The sequence below is a fragment of the Enterobacter cloacae complex sp. IR53041 genome (genome assembly GCF_049238285.1).
In the GTDB taxonomy this organism is placed as follows: domain Bacteria; phylum Pseudomonadota; class Gammaproteobacteria; order Enterobacterales; family Enterobacteriaceae; genus Enterobacter; species Enterobacter roggenkampii.
Map to the genome: position 1 here is coordinate 94765 of NZ_JBMKHB010000001.1, position 18905 is coordinate 113669.

General features: G+C 51.7%; 17 protein-coding genes, 2 tRNA genes and 1 other RNA gene. 8 read left to right on the plus strand and 12 right to left on the minus strand.

The window, feature by feature from the left end; translation table 11 throughout:
- Positions 1 to 12 precede the first annotated feature (12 nt).
- Entirely contained in the window at positions 13 to 342 is a 330-nt protein-coding gene (locus tag ACOTXF_RS00530) for an HI1450 family dsDNA-mimic protein (protein WP_006810881.1), read from the plus strand.
- A gap of 31 nt (positions 343 to 373) precedes the next feature.
- Here ACOTXF_RS00530 and ACOTXF_RS00535 read toward each other — a convergent pair whose 3' ends face one another.
- The 7 genes from ACOTXF_RS00535 to ACOTXF_RS00565 form a co-directional block, all read right to left on the minus strand.
- On the minus strand, positions 374 to 1243 hold the full coding sequence (locus ACOTXF_RS00535) for an ion transporter (RefSeq protein ID WP_031274926.1): 870 nt from the start codon (positions 1241 to 1243) through the stop codon (positions 374 to 376).
- 14 nt (positions 1244 to 1257) lie between these two features.
- Entirely contained in the window at positions 1258 to 2262 is a 1005-nt protein-coding gene (oppF, locus tag ACOTXF_RS00540) for a murein tripeptide/oligopeptide ABC transporter ATP-binding protein OppF (protein ID WP_008502789.1), read from the minus strand.
- Positions 2259 to 3272: an ABC transporter ATP-binding protein gene (locus ACOTXF_RS00545; protein WP_008502788.1), complete on the minus strand. Its 1014-nt coding sequence runs from the start codon at positions 3270 to 3272 to the stop codon at positions 2259 to 2261. Before ACOTXF_RS00545 ends, oppF begins: the two co-directional genes overlap by 4 nt.
- Positions 3273 to 3283: 11 nt before the next feature.
- Positions 3284 to 4192, minus strand: a complete 909-nt coding sequence (gene oppC, locus ACOTXF_RS00550; RefSeq protein ID WP_008502787.1) for an oligopeptide ABC transporter permease OppC — start codon at positions 4190 to 4192, stop codon at positions 3284 to 3286.
- Between the two features lie 12 nt (positions 4193 to 4204).
- Positions 4205 to 5125, minus strand: a complete 921-nt coding sequence (gene oppB / locus ACOTXF_RS00555; protein ID WP_008502786.1) for an oligopeptide ABC transporter permease OppB — start codon at positions 5123 to 5125, stop codon at positions 4205 to 4207.
- 84 nt (positions 5126 to 5209) lie between these two features.
- Positions 5210 to 6841, minus strand: coding sequence for an oligopeptide ABC transporter substrate-binding protein OppA (oppA, locus tag ACOTXF_RS00560; RefSeq protein ID WP_159125404.1), 1632 nt, complete (start codon positions 6839 to 6841; stop codon positions 5210 to 5212).
- 771 nt (positions 6842 to 7612) lie between these two features.
- Positions 7613 to 8260: a YchE family NAAT transporter gene (locus ACOTXF_RS00565; RefSeq protein ID WP_008502784.1), complete on the minus strand. Its 648-nt coding sequence runs from the start codon at positions 8258 to 8260 to the stop codon at positions 7613 to 7615.
- 478 nt (positions 8261 to 8738) lie between these two features.
- Between ACOTXF_RS00565 and adhE the strand changes: the two genes are divergently transcribed.
- On the plus strand, positions 8739 to 11417 hold the full coding sequence (gene adhE, locus ACOTXF_RS00570; RefSeq protein ID WP_008502783.1) for a bifunctional acetaldehyde-CoA/alcohol dehydrogenase: 2679 nt from the start codon (positions 8739 to 8741) through the stop codon (positions 11415 to 11417).
- A gap of 68 nt (positions 11418 to 11485) precedes the next feature.
- Here the strand turns inward: adhE and tdk are convergent, their stop codons facing one another.
- Positions 11486 to 12100, minus strand: coding sequence for a thymidine kinase (gene tdk, locus ACOTXF_RS00575; protein WP_025913087.1), 615 nt, complete (start codon positions 12098 to 12100; stop codon positions 11486 to 11488).
- 549 nt (positions 12101 to 12649) lie between these two features.
- Between tdk and hns the strand changes: the two genes are divergently transcribed.
- Positions 12650 to 13063 (plus strand): histone-like nucleoid-structuring protein H-NS, encoded by a 414-nt coding sequence (gene hns / locus ACOTXF_RS00580; protein WP_008502781.1) that lies wholly within the window; start codon positions 12650 to 12652, stop codon positions 13061 to 13063.
- A 201-nt stretch (positions 13064 to 13264) separates the two neighbouring features.
- Here hns and galU read toward each other — a convergent pair whose 3' ends face one another.
- The 3 genes from galU to rssA form a co-directional block, all read right to left on the minus strand.
- Complete coding sequence (galU, locus tag ACOTXF_RS00585; protein ID WP_008502780.1) at positions 13265 to 14173, minus strand: UTP--glucose-1-phosphate uridylyltransferase GalU; 909 nt, start codon at positions 14171 to 14173, stop codon at positions 13265 to 13267.
- A gap of 200 nt (positions 14174 to 14373) precedes the next feature.
- On the minus strand, positions 14374 to 15387 hold the full coding sequence (gene rssB / locus ACOTXF_RS00590) for a two-component system response regulator RssB (RefSeq protein ID WP_048961998.1): 1014 nt from the start codon (positions 15385 to 15387) through the stop codon (positions 14374 to 14376).
- 91 nt (positions 15388 to 15478) lie between these two features.
- Entirely contained in the window at positions 15479 to 16381 is a 903-nt protein-coding gene (gene rssA / locus ACOTXF_RS00595) for a patatin-like phospholipase RssA (RefSeq protein WP_047747439.1), read from the minus strand.
- 114 nt (positions 16382 to 16495) lie between these two features.
- Here rssA and ACOTXF_RS00600 point away from each other — a divergent pair, with 114 nt between their 5' ends.
- The 5 genes from ACOTXF_RS00600 to ACOTXF_RS00620 all read left to right on the plus strand — a co-directional run bounded on the left by ACOTXF_RS00600 (position 16496) and on the right by ACOTXF_RS00620 (position 18381).
- On the plus strand, positions 16496 to 16954 hold the full coding sequence (locus tag ACOTXF_RS00600; RefSeq protein WP_048961997.1) for a YchJ family protein: 459 nt from the start codon (positions 16496 to 16498) through the stop codon (positions 16952 to 16954).
- Between the two features lie 46 nt (positions 16955 to 17000).
- A complete protein-coding gene (gene purU, locus ACOTXF_RS00605) occupies positions 17001 to 17843 on the plus strand; it encodes a formyltetrahydrofolate deformylase (RefSeq protein ID WP_021240336.1) in 843 nt (280 codons plus the stop codon).
- Between the two features lie 157 nt (positions 17844 to 18000).
- A tRNA-Tyr gene (locus ACOTXF_RS00610) sits at positions 18001 to 18085 on the plus strand.
- Positions 18086 to 18120: 35 nt separating this feature from the next.
- Positions 18121 to 18205: transfer RNA gene (locus tag ACOTXF_RS00615), tRNA-Tyr, on the plus strand.
- Positions 18206 to 18250: 45 nt separating this feature from the next.
- A non-coding RNA gene (locus ACOTXF_RS00620) (RtT sRNA) lies at positions 18251 to 18381 on the plus strand.
- Positions 18382 to 18458: 77 nt separating this feature from the next.
- Here ACOTXF_RS00620 and ACOTXF_RS00625 read toward each other — a convergent pair.
- Positions 18459 to 18902 carry an Lrp/AsnC family transcriptional regulator gene (locus tag ACOTXF_RS00625; protein WP_021240337.1) on the minus strand — a complete coding sequence of 148 codons (444 nt, stop codon included), beginning with the start codon at positions 18900 to 18902 and terminating at the stop codon, positions 18459 to 18461.
- Between the last annotated feature and the right edge of the window lie 3 nt (positions 18903 to 18905).

Genomic DNA, 18905 nt, shown 5'->3' on the forward strand with positions numbered 1-18905 from the left:
CAGGTAGTCATCATGGAAATGGATCTGAACAATCGCCTGACCGAAGACGAAACGCTCGAGCAGGCCTATGACATTTTTCTCGAACTGGCGGTTGATAACCTCGATCCCGCAGACGTGATCCTCTTTAATCTGCAGTTCGAAGAGCGCGGCGGTGCCGAACTGTTCGACCCTTCAGAAGACTGGGCTGAGCATGTGGATTTCGACCTGAACCCTGACTTCTTCGCCGAAGTGGTGATCGGGCTGGCCGATGAAGACGGTGGCGAAATTAATGATATCTTCGCTCGCGTCCTGCTCTGCCGTGAGAAAGACCACAAGCTGTGCCATATTCTCTGGCGCGAATAATAAAAAAGGCTGCGATTGCAGCCTTTTTTATTTACTCCGGCAACGGATTTCCGCAGCGGTGACAAAAACGCGCGTTGAGTTCATGTTCCCCCTGATGACATCGCGGACATTTGCGCTGCTGCTTGCGGCTCTGAAATGCGCTGCTCATGTGCGTGGTAATCAGCCCGGTCGGAATGGCAATGACCGAATAGCCAATCAAAATCAGCACTGAGGCCACAATTCGCCCCAGCGGCGTATGGGGCGTGATATCCCCGTACCCCACGGTCGTTACGGTCACGATCGCCCAGTAGACGGACGCATTGAGCGTCGTAAAGCCATATTTCGGCCCCTCAATCAGATACATCAGTGCGCCAAAAACAATCATGACAATCGCAATAAACGAATAGAACAGAATAAGCTGATGACGGGCGCTGACGATTGCGCTCCAGAATATGCGCAGTGAGGGCATAAAGCGCAGTAATTTCAGAATACGTAATACGCGAATAACGCGCATCGCTCGCCAGGCAAAGACATAGCTCAGGCTGATTTCCGGCCACAGCCACATGACGTAGAGCGGCAGAATGGTGGCTAAATCGATAAATCCCCAGAAGCTGAAAACATATCGGGCCGGGTTAGGCCAGGCAATCACTCGGAGGAGATATTCAGCGGTAAACACCAGGGTAATCGCCAGCTCAAGCCAGACAAAGACATGCCATTCGTCAAACGTCAGGTGGTATTGCGTCCCGGCACCCGATTCAATAAAGATGATAACCACGCTGAGGAGCGCAAATAAACCACAAAGACCCTCGAAGCGCCGTCCGGATACCGTTTCAGGATCGAATAAAACATGATAAAGCCGCCGACGGGCTGACGTGAATAAACGCGACACAGTGACCTCGCAAAAAATAAGGGCTGACATCATGTCAGCCCTTGCGATTATAACGGGTCTACTTTCAGGCAGGAAACCGCATGTCGGAAACTGCCTTCCAGAACCGGCCGTGTTTTCGCACATTCCGGCCCGGCCATAGGGCAGCGCGTGCGGAAGACGCAGCCCGACGGCGGGTTAATCGGTGAAGGCAATTCCCCTTCCAGAAGCTGGATGGTCTTATTCTTTTCCAGATCGGGATCGGGGATCGGCACTGCCGACATCAGCGCTTTGGTGTAAGGGTGCAGTGGATTGTGGTACACCTCGTCATAGGTGCCCAGCTCCACGGCGTGCCCCAGATACATTACCAGCACGCGGTCAGAGATGTGTTTCACCACGGCCAGGTCATGCGCGATGAAGATCAGCGACAGCCCCATTTCGCGCTGCAGCTTCTGCAGCAGGTTAACCACCTGCGCCTGAATAGAGACGTCGAGCGCGGAAACCGGCTCATCACAGATAATCAGCTTCGGTTCGAGGATCAGGGCGCGCGCAATACCAATACGCTGACACTGACCGCCGGAGAACTCGTGAGGATAGCGGTTGATGAGGTTAGGCAACAGCCCAACTTTCAGCATCATCGCCTTAACGCGATCGCGCACTTCCTGGCGAGACATCTTCGGATGATAGGTCCGCAGCGGCTCGGCAATAATCTCACCGATGGTCATACGCGGGTTTAATGACGCCAGCGGATCCTGGAAAATCATCTGGATATCGCTGCGCACGTCGCGCCACTCGTCGGGCTTCATGCCCAGCAGATCTTTACCCAGCCAGGCCACTTTGCCGTCGGTGGCTTTTACCAGACCGATAATGGCGCGCGCAAAGGTCGATTTACCGCAGCCGGACTCGCCCACCACGCCCAGGGTTTCCCCTTCGTACAGGCGCAGCGTGACGCCGTCCACCGCTTTCAGGGTCTTCGACGGCTGCCAAAACCACTGTTTGCCGTCCTTGATGTCGAAATGCACTTTAAGGTCAGCAATTTCGAGCAGGACATTGCGTTTTTCATCTAATGCGTTCATACCAGCTCCTCCTGCGGCTTAAAGCAGGCGCGCAGACGGCCTGGTGCAAACTCTTCCAGCGGCGGTGCGCTATTGCAGATTTCCATCGCGTGCGGACAGCGCGGCTGGAACGGACAGCCTTTCGGCAGGCGCAGCAGGTTTGGCGGGTTGCCCGGAATAGTAAGCAGGGATTCCCCTTCCGCATCGAGACGCGGCACCGCGTTCAGCAGGCCAATCGAGTAAGGATGGGCTGGCTGATAGAACACGTCACGCGCTTTGCCGTATTCCATGGTACGACCGGCATACATCACCAGCACTTTGTCACAGATGCCCGCCACCACGCCCAGGTCGTGGGTGATCATGATAATCGCCGTGTTGAACTCACGCTTCAGCTCGTTCAGGAGGGTCATGATTTGCGCCTGAACGGTAACGTCCAGCGCGGTGGTCGGTTCGTCGGCAATCAGCAGCTTTGGCCGGCACAGCAGCGCCATCGCAATCATCACGCGCTGGCGCATACCGCCAGAGAACTCGTGCGGGAACATGCGCATACGCTTGCGCGCTTCCGGCATTTTTACCGCATCGAGCATTTTGACCGACTCTTCAAAGGCTTCGGCTTTGCCCAGACCTTTATGCAGCATCAGCACTTCCATCAGCTGCTCACCGACGCGCATGTACGGGTTCAGCGAGGTCATCGGATCCTGGAAAATCATCGAGATCTGCTCGGCGCGCAGCTTGTTCAGCTCTTGCTCCGGCAGGTTGAGGATTTCACGACCGTTGAATTTCGCGGAACCGCCAATCACACCGTTAGCGGCCAGCAGGCCCATTAACGCAAAGGCGGTCTGGGATTTACCGGAACCAGATTCCCCCACGATACCGAGCGTTTCACCCGCGCGCAGGTTGAAGTTGAGATCGTTCACGGCGGTCACATCCCCGTCCGGGGTCTTAAAGGTGACGCGAAGATCTTTGACGTCCAGCAGAAGGTCGCTCCGCTGCTGCGCCTGTGGCGCGGTTGCCGTTTCAATAATTGTCATGACGGCGCTCCTTAACGGTCTTTCGGGTCGAGGGCATCACGCAGGCCATCGCCGATAAAGTTAAAACAAAACAGAGTAACGACCAGGAAACCCGCCGGGTATAACAGCAGCCACGGTGATACTTCCATTGAGTTTGCACCGTCACTCAGCAGCGCGCCCCAGCTGCTCAGCGGCTCTTGCGTACCCAGACCGAGGAAGCTCAGGAAGGATTCAAACAGGATCATGCTTGGTACCAGCAGTGAGGCATAGACCACCACCACGCCCAGCACGTTAGGAACGATATGGCGAACCACGATATTCCCGGTAGAGACACCGCCGACCTGCGCGGCTTCGATAAACTCTTTGCGTTTGAGGCTCAGCGTCTGGCCGCGAACAATACGCGCCATATCCAGCCAGGACACCATCCCGATGGCCACGAAGATCAACAGGATATTCTGACCAAAGAAGGTCACCAGCAGGATGACGAAGAACATAAACGGGAAGGAGTTCAGGATTTCCAGCAGACGCATCATCACCGAGTCCACTTTGCCGCCAAGGTAGCCGGACAGTGAGCCATAGAGCGTCCCGACGATCACCGCCACCAGCGCGGCAGCAATCCCGACCATCAGCGAGATACGCCCACCGATAGCGACACGCACCAGCAGGTCACGTCCGGATGAGTCCGTGCCAAAATAGTGGCCAGACTCCATATCCGGCGCGCTGGACATCATGCCCCAGTCGGTGTCGAAATAGGTAAATTGCGACAGCATCGGGGCAAGGGTCACAAACAGCGCGATGATCACCAGAACCACCAGACTCGCCACCGCCGCGCGGTTGTGCATAAAACGACGACGCGCGTCCTGCCAGAGGCTACGACCTTCCACTTCCAGTTTTTCACTGAAGTTTTCCAGCGCCTCGCTGTTTTTCTTACTCAACATCATGGCGTGCTCCAGTTAGTAACGGATTTTCGGGTCGATGACGGCGTAAAGGACATCGACGATAGCGTTAAAGAGAATGGTCAGCGCACCGACGAGAATGGTCAGGCTCAGTACCAGCGAATAGTCGCGGTTAAGCGCGCCGTTAACAAACAGCTGGCCGATGCCCGGCAGGCCGTAGATTGTTTCGATAACCATCGAGCCGGTGATGATCCCGACGAATGCCGGTCCCATGTAGGAGAGCACGGGCAACAGCGCCGGTTTGAGCGCGTGGCGGAAGATAATCCGACGCATCGGCAGCCCTTTCGCGCGCGCGGTACGAATGAAGTTCGAGTGCAGCACTTCGATCATTGAACCACGGGTGATACGCGCGATACTGGCGATGTACGCCAGGGATAATGCCACCATTGGCAAAATCATGAACTTTAATGCCCCGCCGTTCCAGCCGCCGCCAGGCAGCCACTTCAGCGTAATGGCAAATATCATCACCAGTAATGGCGCGACAACGAAGCTGGGTATGACTACCCCGGTCATTGCCACCCCCATTACGGCATAATCCCATTTGGTATTTTGTCTGAGCGCGGCGATGACGCCTGCGGTGACCCCGAAAACAATGGCCAGAATGAATGCCGCTGCACCCAATTTCGCCGAAACCGGGAAGCTGGACGCCACCAGATCGTTAACGGAATAGTCTTTATATTTAAATGACGGTCCAAAATCACCGTGGGCCAGCTGCTTCAGGTAATTGAAGTACTGGGTAGAGATAGGATCGTTTAAGTGGTATTTCGCTTCGATATTCGCCATCACTTCTGGCGGCAGCGTACGCTCACCGGTAAATGGACTTCCCGGCGCAAGGCGCATCATGAAGAAGGAAATCGTGATGAGAATAAATAGCGTTGGAATCGCTTCAAGACAGCGACGTAGGATAAATTTCAACATTGCCCGTACCTTCTGGCGTGTGCCTATATAATGTGACGTTGGTTAGACACCGTGGGGCGAGCACGCCCGCCCCACTCATTGCCATTAATGCTTGATAATATACAAGTTTTTAACGTAGATATTATCCATCGGGTCTTTACCGGTGTACCCACCTACCCACGGTTTCACCAGACGGGCGTTAACGTAGTAGTAAACCGGAACGATCGCGGAATCTTTATCCAGCTGCTGCTCAGCTTTAGAGTACAGTTCAGTACGCTGTGCTTCGTCAGTGGTTTTCAGCGTGTCGGCAATCAGCTTGTCAAACGCCGGGCTCTTATAGTGCGCGGTGTTGTTTGAGCTGTCGCTCAGCATGGTGTTCAGGAAGGAGGTCGGTTCGTTATAGTCCGCACACCAGCCGGCACGCGCCACGTCAAAGGTGCCCTGATGACGGCTGTCGAGGAAGGTCTTCCACTCCTGGTTCTCCAGCTTCACGTTCGCGCCCAGGTTCTTTTTCCAGATCGAGGCGACGGCGATAGCCAGTTTTTTGTGCAGATCGGAGGTGTTGTACAACAGGCTGAAGGTCAGCGGCTTATCGGCGGTATAGCCCGCTTCGGCCAGCAGTTTCTTCGCTTCTGCGTTACGCTGTTCCTGCGTCTGTTTGAACCAGTCTGGCTCGGTCAGTTTTGCGCCATCGGTGTATGGAGGGGTATAGCTGTATGCCGGCAGATCGCCCTGGTTTTTCACTTTGTTCACGATGATATCGCGATCCAGTGCCAGCTTCAGCGCAGTACGAACACGTACGTCGGTGAACGGTGCTTTCTGGTTGTTGATTTCATAGTAGTAGGTGCACAGGTACGGGTCGACGTGAACTTCTTTCGGGATCTCTTTCTTCAGCTTCTGGAACAGTTCAATCGGCATGTTGTTATAGGTCATGTCGATTTCGCCGCTGCGGTAGCGGTTGACGTCAGTCACTTCGGAAGAAATTGGCAGGTAGGTCACCTGATTAATCACGGTTTTAGCGTTGTCCCAGTATTGCGGGTTACGCTCAAGCACCATACGCTCGTTGACCACCCAGTCTTTCAGCTTATAGGCGCCGTTGGTCACGATATTGGCAGGCTGGGTCCATTTTTCACCAAATTTTTCCACCGCGGATTTTGGTACCGGGGAGACGGACGGGTGAACCAGCAGCTTATAGAAGTACGGAACAGGTTCGCTCAACGTGACTTCGAAGGTATTGGCATCGATCGCTTTAACGCCCAGATCGGTGATCGGTTTTTTGCCCGCGATGATGTCATCAATATTGGCAATATGGCCATATTGCAGGTAGCTCGCATACGGGGAGGCGGTCGTTGGATTCGCCAGACGCTGCCAGCTATAAACGAAATCTTCAGCCGTGACCGGCGTACCGTCGGACCATTTCGCATCTTTACGCAGATGGAAGGTCCAGACTTTGAAATCTTTGTTTTCCCATTTTTCTGCCACGCCCGGTGCCGGGTGGCCGTCTACGTCAGTGACCAGCAGGCCTTCGAACAGGTCGCGGTTAACGTTAGACTCAGGAACACCTTCAATTTTGTGCGGGTCAAGAGACTGAACTTCCGCACCGTTGTTACGCACCAGCGTCTGCTTCTCCGCCAGCTGAACACCTGCAGGAACGTCCGCAGCCATTACAGCGTTTCCCGCGATTAGCGCAGTTAAAATCCCCGCCGCTACCAGATTTTTTTTTGTGATGATGGACATTGTGTTGATACTCCACTCATTATAATGACTGGCCTTCGCCAGCTGTGTAATCCCCTGTTGGGGCCTGTACAGCGCAGGAGTTTTTTTTGCTGCTGTCAGGTTCTTCTTTTACTGCTTGCTATCACCGACTTTTTTATTACTGACCGCTCGTATGGCAGTCTTGCGTCGATTCTTTACAGGCCTCCCCTGTTTGAGACCTGTTCTGGATATCCGAGATGAGAACCATATGAAAATAATTCTCATCTGATTGTTTTATGCTGCAAAATATTAGGCCGGAAAGTATCAAATGGCGTAATCGTGCGCCAATACATTTTGCAAATTTGTTAAGCAATTCTCTTTTACGGTGAGTACCGTATCGTTGAGGGCAGCCCTGCCGGACATCGAACATCACTATAAAGACATGATATTCAATAGGATAGAGAAAATTTTCTCTACAAGCGCGTCGCTGCGCTATCATCGTGTGATTTTGTACAAAAATTTAACAACTGGTTATTATTTAGCACATTCATCTAGGGGAATGTTGAAATTACTAATATCATTTCGGTTATCTCTCAGCAAGCCCCAGAGTATCATGTGAGTAAAATAACAGAGCGATCGAAGATTTTCTGCGCAGGCGGGGTAAGGCGGAATTAATAACCTATTGAAATAAAAGAAATGAACATTATTAGTAGAATTTATTATGATATGTGAGCATTTCAACTTTAGTTATATGATTTGCTGATAATCACGTAAAAAAAACGGAGCCGTCGCTCCGTTCTTTCATATGAAGTATTAATGCAATAATCCGGGGAAAATGCTTTTAATACCCGTTACGATGAATTCGATCCCTAACGCCATCAGCAACAGGCCCATGATACGCGTAATGACGTTGATGCCCGTCTGACCCAGCAAGCGCACCAACCAGGGTGCCATGCGGAACACGCCCCAACAGCAGAGCGCAAAAATGGCAATAGCCACGGAAAAGCCAATCAGGTGCATCAGGCTATGATAACGCGTGCCCCAGACAATGGTTGAACTGATGGCCCCAGGACCGGCCATCAGCGGTAAGGCCAGCGGCACCACGCCAATGCTTTCGCGGATGGCGGTTTCTGACTTCTCTTGTTTATTCTGCTTATCCTCGCCAAGCTTACCGCTGATCATGGACATGGCGATGGTCACCACCAGGATCCCACCTGCAATGCGGAAAGAATCTATCGAAATCCCGAAAAGCTGGAGAATCGTGTCGCCGAGAAAAAGAGAGGTGAGCAATATGATCGCCACCGACAGGTTAGCGGTGAGGTTGGTCTTATTCCTGGCCGCCGCTGTCTGGTAACTCGTCATACTAATGAAGACAGGAATGATCCCCACCGGGTTGACCAGGGCAAACAAACCAATAAAAAATTTAAAATACGTTGGAAAATCAAAGAGCGTTTGGATCACGTTTTGCTCCGCTTATACATATGCCCTGGACTGACAATTTGTCATGAGAAATCGCGCTGAAGATACCCTTTTTATCAGCATACTTCACTTGAAATCTGTACCAAAACGTTATCATTTCAGGATGTTAAACATTTGTATAATCAATGATAGTGCCGCTTCCAATACTTACGTAATTATTTAACACTGGAAAAATCAGCACGAAATAACCCTGCTGAAAGGTATCAGCTTAGGGGAAAATTGACGCAGATCATGATTTTCGTACTCAGAAGTGAGTAATCTTGGTTACACCCCCAGGGAGGCCACCTGCCAAAAAGGGATGATGCTAAGGTAAGGCTCTTTTAGTAAATTAGTGTGCTGGTGTACAAAGTAACTCTTTGTTTTATTTTGTGTTACGCAAGTGCTATCGGCTCTGTCTATACTGTGTGACGTATCGAGCGCTGGTTTACTAAAAGAGTTTAAACATTATCAGGAGAGCATTATGGCTGTTACTAATATCGCTGAACTGAACGCCCTCGTCGAGCGCGTGAAAAAAGCCCAGCGTGAATATGCCAATTTCACCCAAGAACAGGTTGATAAAATCTTCCGCGCGGCCGCACTGGCTGCTGCAGATGCTCGAATCCCTCTCGCTAAAATGGCCGTTGCCGAATCCGGCATGGGTATCGTTGAAGATAAAGTGATCAAAAACCACTTTGCTTCAGAGTATATCTACAACGCCTATAAAGATGAGAAAACCTGTGGCGTGCTGTCTGAAGACGACACCTTCGGTACTATCACCATCGCTGAACCTATCGGCATTATCTGCGGTATCGTTCCGACCACTAACCCAACGTCTACCGCTATCTTCAAATCACTGATTAGCCTGAAGACCCGTAACGCAATCATCTTCTCTCCACACCCACGTGCGAAAGACGCGACTAACAAAGCTGCAGATATCGTCCTGCAGGCTGCTATTGCTGCGGGTGCACCAAAAGACCTGATCGGCTGGATCGACCAACCTTCTGTTGAGCTGTCCAACGCGCTGATGCATCACCCGGACATTAACCTGATTCTGGCGACCGGTGGTCCTGGCATGGTTAAAGCTGCATACAGCTCCGGTAAACCGGCTATCGGTGTGGGCGCGGGTAACACCCCTGTTGTTATCGACGAAACTGCTGACATCAAACGTGCTGTCGCGTCTGTACTGATGTCTAAAACCTTCGATAACGGTGTAATCTGTGCATCTGAACAGTCTGTTGTAGTTGTGGATTCCGTATATGACGCGGTTCGCGAACGTTTCGCCAGCCACGGCGGCTACCTGCTGCAGGGCAAAGAGTTGAAAGCGGTTCAGGACATCATCCTGAAAAATGGCGCGCTGAACGCCGCTATCGTGGGTCAGCCAGCCTACAAAATTGCTGAACTCGCAGGCTTTACCGTTCCGGCAACAACCAAAATCCTGATCGGTGAAGTGAAAGTTGTTGACGAAAGCGAGCCGTTCGCACACGAAAAACTGTCTCCTACGCTTGCCATGTACCGTGCGAAAGATTTCGAAGAGGCGGTAGAGAAAGCGGAGAAGCTGGTTGCCATGGGCGGTATCGGTCACACCTCTTGTCTGTACACTGACCAGGATAACCAGCCAGAGCGTGTTGCTCACTTCGGTCAGATGATGAAAACCGCACGTATCCTGATCAACACCCCTGCTTCTCAGGGTGGTATCGGTGACCTGTACAACTTTAAACTCGCACCTTCCCTGACTCTGGGTTGTGGTTCCTGGGGTGGTAACTCCATCTCTGAAAACGTTGGTCCAAAACACCTGATCAACAAGAAAACCGTTGCTAAGCGAGCTGAAAACATGTTGTGGCACAAACTTCCGAAATCTATCTACTTCCGCCGTGGCTCTCTGCCAATCGCGCTGGATGAAGTGATTACTGATGGCCACAAACGTGCGCTCATCGTGACTGACCGTTTCCTGTTCAACAACGGCTACGCTGACCAGATCACCTCTGTGCTGAAAGCGGCTGGCGTCGAAACTGAAGTGTTCTTCGAAGTTGAAGCTGACCCAACCCTGAGCGTGGTACGTAAAGGTGCTGAACTGGCTAACTCCTTCAAACCTGATGTGATTATCGCACTGGGTGGTGGTTCCCCAATGGACGCCGCGAAAATCATGTGGGTCATGTACGAGCATCCAGAAACTCACTTCGAAGAACTGGCGCTGCGCTTTATGGATATCCGTAAACGTATCTACAAGTTCCCGAAAATGGGCGTAAAAGCGAAAATGATCGCGGTCACCACCACTTCCGGTACCGGTTCAGAAGTCACGCCATTCGCGGTAGTAACAGACGATGCAACCGGTCAGAAATACCCACTGGCTGACTATGCCCTGACGCCAGACATGGCTATCGTTGATGCGAACCTGGTTATGGAGATGCCGAAGTCACTGTGTGCATTCGGTGGTCTGGATGCGGTAACTCACGCCCTGGAAGCTTACGTTTCTGTACTGGCATCTGAGTTCTCTGACGGTCAGGCTCTGCAGGCTCTGAAACTGCTGAAAGAAAACCTGCCAGCGTCCTACAACGAAGGGTCTAAAAACCCTGTAGCACGTGAACGTGTCCACAGTGCCGCAACCATCGCCGGTATCGCGTTTGCCAACGCCTTCCTGGGTGTTTGCCACTCAATGGCGCACAAACTGGGCTCACAGTTCCACATTCCTCACGGTCTGGCGAACGCCCTGCTGATCAGCAACGTTATCCGTTATAACGCTAACGACAACCCAACCAAGCAGACTGCTTTCAGCCAGTACGACCGCCCACAAGCACGTCGTCGCTATGCTGAAATCGCTGACCACCTTGGTCTGAGCGCACCGGGTGACCGTACTGCTGCCAAGATTGAGAAACTGCTGGCATGGCTTGAAAGCCTGAAAGCTGAACTGGGTATTCCTAAGTCAATCCGTGAAGCGGGCGTACAGGAAGCTGACTTCCTTGCTCACGTAGATAAGCTGTCTGAAGATGCATTCGATGACCAGTGTACTGGTGCTAACCCGCGCTACCCACTGATCTCCGAGCTGAAACAGATTCTGCTGGATACCTACTACGGTCGTGAGTTCAAAGAAGGTGACGTTGCCGCTGTGAAAACAGAAGCCTCTGTCATCAAAGCTGACAAGAAAGCGAAGAAAAGCGCTTAATTGACATCAGCAGATGAAAAACCCGCCTTTATGGCGGGTTTTTTTATGTGTGAATAATAAGCCAGACGTTATTTTCTGTTGTCGTGCTGAATCGCCGTCAGCGAGCCCACAGACAGCGCTTCTTTATAATGCTTACGGCAGACCGAAACATAGCGTTCATTACCGCCTATCACCACCTGCTCACCATCTGCATAAGGTTTTCCGGCCTGGTCAAGACGAAGTACCATACTGGCTTTACGACCGCAGAAGCAGATCGTTTTCAGTTCGACAAGTTTATCCGACCAGGCGAGCAAATACTGGCTCCCTTCAAAAAGCTCGCCGCGGAAATCCGTGCGCAGGCCATAACACAGCACGGGGATATCAAGCTCATCGACTACCTCTGACAGGGCATGGACCTGTTCACGCGTCAGAAACTGGCTCTCATCGACCAGGACACAATGAATGGGCTGCGCAGCATGTTCTGTACGAATGTCTTCAAACAGATCGGTTTTCGGGTTAAACAGCCTTGCAGGCGACGAGAGCCCTATTCTGGAGCTCACCTTCCCCGCGCCAAAGCGATCGTCAATTTCCGCCGTATAAACAACGGTACGCATCCCTCGCTCCTGATAATTGTACGAGGATTGCAGCAGCGCGGTGGATTTCCCGGCATTCATTGCCGAATAGTAGAAATAAAGTTGTGCCATTGGCCGTAAAACCCTAATCAATGTGTAATATTCCCGATGAGTCATTGTACCATATTTTGTCTGGTCATCAGCGATGCAGCGCACAGAGGATGCAGTTCAGTACGGCGTTCAGTACCGTCTGTTTAACAAAATAACCCGTTAAAACATGAAGTAAACGCATTCAGCCAGGCGACGAAGTTATAAGTTAAGCCAAACATAACACTTCTTTTTATAGTGGAATCCGTGTCCTTTAAGATTCACTATTTATTAACTATTTCAGGCTTAGCACCAGGGGTGAGAACTAATACAAAAGGCTGATATTTCTCCGCCGCAACTATAATTCCTGCGGGAAATGTCACAAAAAAAAGATGCAGGCGGCCTGTTTTAGCATGCTCAGATGATAACAACCGAGACTGCTGGGTGGCGGAATTTAAGTTAGCGTAATTAATAATAGCGGCAATATTTAGTATTTTTTGAATTCCTTACATTCCTGGCTATTGCACAACTGAATTTATGGCTCTATTATTAGGTCAACAAACCACCCCCCATTATAAGTTTGAGATTACTACAATGAGCGAAGCACTTAAAATTCTGAACAACATCCGTACTCTTCGTGCGCAGGCAAGAGAATGCACCCTCGAAACGCTTGAAGAAATGCTGGAAAAATTAGAAGTTGTAGTTAATGAACGTCGCGAAGAAGAAAGCGCTGCTGCGGCTGAAATCGAAGAACGTACTCGTAAACTGCAGCAATATCGTGAAATGCTGATTGCTGATGGTATCGATCCAAATGAATTGCTGAACAGCATGGCTGCCGCTAAAACCGGTACTAAAGCAAAGCGTGCTGCCCGTCCTGCTAAATATAGCTACGTTGATGAGAACGGCGAAACTAAAACCTGGACTGGCCAGGGTCGTACTCCTGCTGTTATCAAGAAAGCGATGGATGAGCAAGGTAAACAGCTGGACGACTTCCTGATCAAGGATTAATCGAGCCTTATTCAGAAAAATCCCGCTTATTGCGGGATTTTTTTTAACCTAAATTTGTCGCAAACATCCTCTTACATTCTGTCATAAAGCATTATTTAGCAATTTCATCGACTGTACTTTAAGACAGGTTTTCGGGAGTGTTACGGGCATAAAAAAACCGGTGGGCAACGCCTCACCGGTTTGAACATTTGCAGCGGTGGCTTATTTCTTAATACCTACGCTCTCTTTGAGCCAGGTTTTAAATTCTTCGCCGAGGGTATTGTGGCGGATACCATATTCAACAAACGCCTGCATATAACCGAGCTTATTACCGCAGTCATGGCTCTTACCTTTCATATGGTAGGCCTCAACGGTCTCTTTCTCGATCAGCATATCGATGGCATCCGTCAGCTGGATCTCATCACCCGCTCCTGGAGGCGTTTTAGCCAGCAGAGGCCAGATTTCAGCACTCAGGACATAGCGACCTACAACAGCAAGGTTTGAAGGCGCTACGTCGGCTTTAGGCTTCTCTACGACGCCAACCATTGGCACACTCTCACCCGGCTCAAGGTTAACGCCTTTGCAGTCAACCACACCGTATGCCGTTACGTCTTCAACAGGCTCAACCATAATCTGGCTGCTGCCGGTTTCGTCGAAACGCTTGATCATTTCAGCCAGGTTATCCTGAGAAAGATCGGATTCGTATTCGTCCAGAATAACGTCAGGCAGAATTACCGCTACAGGCTCATCACCCACGACTGGGTGTGCGCACATAACAGCGTGGCCCAGACCTTTAGCCAGCCCCTGACGAACCTGCATAATGGTGACGTGTGGAGGGCAAATAGACTGAACTTCTTCTAACAGCTGACGCTTAACACGTTTTTCCAGCATGGCTTCAAGTTCAAAGCTTGTATCGAAATGGTTTTCGATAGAGTTTTTAGATGAATGCGTAACCAGCACAATTTCAGTGATGCCGGCTGCGATACATTCATTCACGACATACTGGATTAATGGCTTATCAACCAGAGGCAGCATCTCTTTAGGAATCGCCTTGGTTGCTGGTAACATCCTGGTCCCCAATCCCGCTACCGGGATAACGGCCTTTCTGACTTTCGAATTTAGGGCAGCCATTCAAATTCTCCTGAGCTGTTCAAGTTTTGAACTTTTATGCAATAAATAACGCGTTGAGTATATCAGTCTCGCCCCGCAGTCCGGGTCTGAAAAGAACGCGTTGCCGATCAATTAGGATAAATACGCATGAAACCGGGCAGCGATAGTAGCACTCCCCGCAAAACACAGGTAAAGCAATCTTAAAATGACGATCCAATTGCTTATTCCGTGGACAACATTAAGCGTAGCCGCCCCCCGGCACCCCAAATTTGGCACTGCCAGGAGGAACAGCGGTGGCTAATTTGATTAAGATACGCCGTTCCCAACGTCCCAAGCGGTACACCGTTACTCACCTGAATATGGTGTTCACCGGTATTCAGTGATGCATTGAGACCGGCTGAAACGAGGATCAGATTTTTTAAACCGCTGTGGTAATAGCCGACCAATAGCGGAAACTGTCCAGGCAAATTGGCCTGACGAAAAAGCTGGTTTACCTGTTTGAGTAAACTGCCTAACTCCGGCAACCGTTGTCCCTGATGGGATAACTGTTCCTGCAACAAACCATTAAATAGCGCACGAAGAAGCAACGCCGCTAATACACCGTTATCCCCCGCCCGGGTGACATCCAGGGAATAAAACGCAAGGTCAGAGTCAGACAGTGGCGCAATATCCAGCACCAGCCCTGGCTGGTCAGCGGCCACCAGCTGCCGATAATTTACGCGACAGTGGGAAATAGTTTGCTGGACGGGCGGCTGGAGTTCTTGCAACAGTTTCGCCGCAGCAGGCGGATTACTCACCAGCGCGTCCCAGTCCTGGAAAAGACGTTCCTCTTCCTCTACCCGGGAATTAAACATATTCGGATAAAGGCACGCTAAGACCGTTTCTCGCAGCCGGTTCAAATCTTTAACCGGTTTAAGCAGAATATCCTGTACCCCAAGACGTAATGCTTTTGCGATATCCGCCATGTTTTCGGTGGCAGAGATCACCAGAATCGGCGTCTGATTGCCTTCGTTACGCAGATGCTCAACCAGTTTCAGTCCATTCATGCGCGGCATCGCAATGTCGCAAATCATCAAATCGGGCGTAATGCTGGTCATTTTTTCCAGGGCGTCGATGCCATCTTCAGCCAGTGACGTCATTGCGCCCAGCGAGGATAACCACGAATCCAGTAGCGATCGGAAAACGGGCTCGTCTTCAACAATCAAAATGTGTTTTCCGGCCAATGGCTGCGTCATGGTTCCTCCCCTGGCTGACAGTAACTAAATAGTGGCATGCGATCGGCACTATCGCCTGTCAGATTTTGCTGAAGTAGTCAAAAAAAGGTGCTTAACGTGCGGTTTGCACAAAAGGCAACAATTCGTCCATTTTCTTTTCGACGGCTAACGAGCCCGCTGCGATGGCGGCCTCAGCCCGATGGAAATCAAGAGTAGAGATTTGCGGACAGTACGGCTGAATAAGAATATCCGGAGGATCGCCTGCCATACGGTTACGTTTAAGGCGATTCTCGAGTACCTGAATTGACGTGGTCATGATTTCTATCGCCGTCGGCGCAGCAACCGAACGACGTGCGGCCATACGCCCGATTCTTCCGCGCAGGCGCTCGTGCCAGGCCAGTTTCTCGCCCTCAGCATCTTCGCTCTGGAGATTGACCGGCATGAGATCCTGTTGCATCAGGTGGGCGTCGTGCTGCAGGTCGACGGCAATCACGATGTCAGCACCCATTGCACGCGTCAGAGAGATGGGAACCGGGTTAACGACGCCACCATCGACAAGCCAGTAACCGTTGTGTGGGACAGGCGCCATGAGTCCCGGCATACTGCAGGAGGCACGCACGGCAAGATGGATATCCCCTTCGGTTAGCCAGAGTTCGCGACCTGTACTGAGGTTCGTCGCGACGGCGCCGAAAGGCATCTGACAATCAGTGAAGTCTTCGAGGGGCATAACCTGGCGGAACTGATTAAAGACGCGTTCGCCGCGCAGCAGTCCACCACGCTGCCAGGAGAGGTCCATCAGACGCAGCACGTCCCAGTAGCTGAAGGAGCGCACCCACGTCTCGAGCTCCGGTAGCTTTCCGCACGCGTAAGCGGAGCCGACAAGCGATCCGATTGAGCACCCTGCAACAATATCGACAGTAATGCCCATCTGATTTAAGGCATTAATCACGCCGATGTGTGACCATCCCCGGGCGGCACCTGAACCCAGCGCCAGCCCAATTTTAACCTTTCTCATTAGTCCTGTTTTACGTCCCCTGGATTCCTGACATGGCATCAACGCAACGCCTCAGTTAACATAGTGCTACCCGAAGCGTTTTACGCCTTTATTTTTTGTTCCAGGAAGAGAATCGTGTCTCAACTCTGCCCTTGTGGTAGCGCTCTGGAGTATAGCCTATGTTGCCAGCGATATCTTTCTGGCGATCAGGTTGCACCAGACCCGTCACACCTTATGCGTTCACGGTACACTGCTTTTGTGATCAAAGACGCAGACTACCTGATTAAAACCTGGCATCCATCCTGCCACGCAGCCGATTTCAAACAGGACATCGAAGACGGGTTTGCGAACACGCAGTGGCTCGGCCTCACCGTCTATGAATCCTCTCCAGGCAGTCATGAAGATGAAGGTTACGTCAGCTTTGTTGCCCGTTTTACCGAGAACGCTAAGCCTGGCGCCATTATCGAGCGTTCCCGGTTCTTAAAGGAACGCGGGCAATGGTATTATATTGACGGAACGCGTCCACAGTTTGGTCGTAACGATCCCTGCCCGTGTGGTTCAGGTAAAAAATTTAAAAAGTGTTGCGGGCAGTAATGCCTGACAACCCAGACTTCGCAAATACAAACAGGATTTCCCGGCGATGCAATCATTACAACGTAAAGTTCTGCGCACCATCTGTCCCGATCAAAAAGGGCTGATCGCACGAATTACCAACATTTGCTACAAGCATGAACTGAATATCGTGCAGAACAACGAGTTCGTTGACCACCGTACCGGCCGCTTCTTCATGCGTACCGAACTGGAAGGTATTTTCAACGACACCACCCTGCTGGCCGATCTGGACAGCGCGCTTCCGGAAGGCTCCGTGCGCGAGTTGACCCCTGCGGGCCGACGCCGCATCGTGATCCTGGTGACCAAAGAAGCACATTGTCTTGGCGACCTGCTGATGAAAGCCAACTACGGCGGTCTGGATGTCGAAATTGCGGCTGTTATTGGTAACCACGAGACGTTGCGCTCGCTGGTCGAGCGCTTTGATATTCCGTTCGAGCTGGTTAGCCATGAAGGCCATACGCGTGAAGAGCACGACGATCTGATGGCGCAGGCCATTGAAGCGCATAACCCGGATTACGTGGTGCTGGCGAAATACATGCGCGTGTTAACGCCGTCTTTCGTGGCGCGTTTCCCGAACAAGATCATCAACATCCACCACTCGTTCCTGCCAGCCTTTATTGGTGCGCGTCCATACCACCAGGCGTACGAGCGCGGCGTGAAGATCATCGGCGCGACAGCCCACTACGTGAATGACAATCTGGACGAAGGTCCCATCATCATGCAGGACGTGATTCATGTGGATCACACTTACACCGCTGAGGACATGATGCGTGCAGGGCGTGACGTTGAGAAGAATGTGTTAAGCCGCGCGCTGTATCAGGTACTGGCCCAGCGTGTCTTCGTTTACGGCAACAGAACCATCATTCTTTAATCTTTCGGAAAATGAATTGATTAGCTTTGCGCCTTTACGGATAAAAAGCAGGCAAACAACTTCATTTCCCTAAAGGAAAGCTTTACAGGGGCGTCTCATTTGATATGATGCGCCCCGCTTCCAGCAGGAAGCAGGCCAGTAAAAAGTATTACCCCGTGGTGGGGTTCCCGAGCGGCCAAAGGGAGCAGACTGTAAATCTGCCGTCATCGACTTCGAAGGTTCGAATCCTTCCCCCACCACCATCTCTCAGCACGACCTCAAAATTTGAATTACCCCTGGTGGGGTTCCCGAGCGGCCAAAGGGAGCAGACTGTAAATCTGCCGTCATCGACTTCGAAGGTTCGAATCCTTCCCCCACCACCATCACTTTCAAATAACTCCAAATCTTCTGTTCGCACCGGGCATCATGCATTTCCGTAACGGGGAAGGAAGAGAAGCTTCGACTAAGGTTCGATTCGAGCGCAGCGAGAAAGCGTTGCCGAAGGCAACGACCCGAAGGGCGAGGCGCAATGCGCCGGGTCATCCTTCCCCCACCACCATCACTTTCCCAACAGAAAAAAACCGAGTCCGCCCTTGTAGGCCGGGTAAGGCGCAGCCGCCACCCGGCGACAGAAACCTACATCGGAGGCAAACGACGCCTGACCGGCGAACTCTTCACAATCGACGTATTACACTGGGCATGTTCCGCCAGGCCGTCCAGCAGCGCATCAAGCTGTTCGATTGACCGCACCACCAGCCTGATGACGAAGCAGTCCTCCCCGGTGACTTTGTCGCTCTCAATACACTCCGGCATCGCCTGAATATACTTATCCACCTTATGCAACAGCCCTGGCAACGGCCGTACGCGTACCAGCGCCTGCAGCGTATACCCCAGCGCCGCCAGATTCACCCGCGCACCATACCCCTGAATCACACCGCGCTCTTCCAGCCGCTTCAGGCGCTCTGCCGTACTGGGGGACGTCAGACCGATGCGGCCGCTGAGCACCTTCAACGACATGCGCGCATCCTCAACCAGGCAGGCTAAAATTTGTCGGTCGATATCATCGATAAGGCATTCCATTCA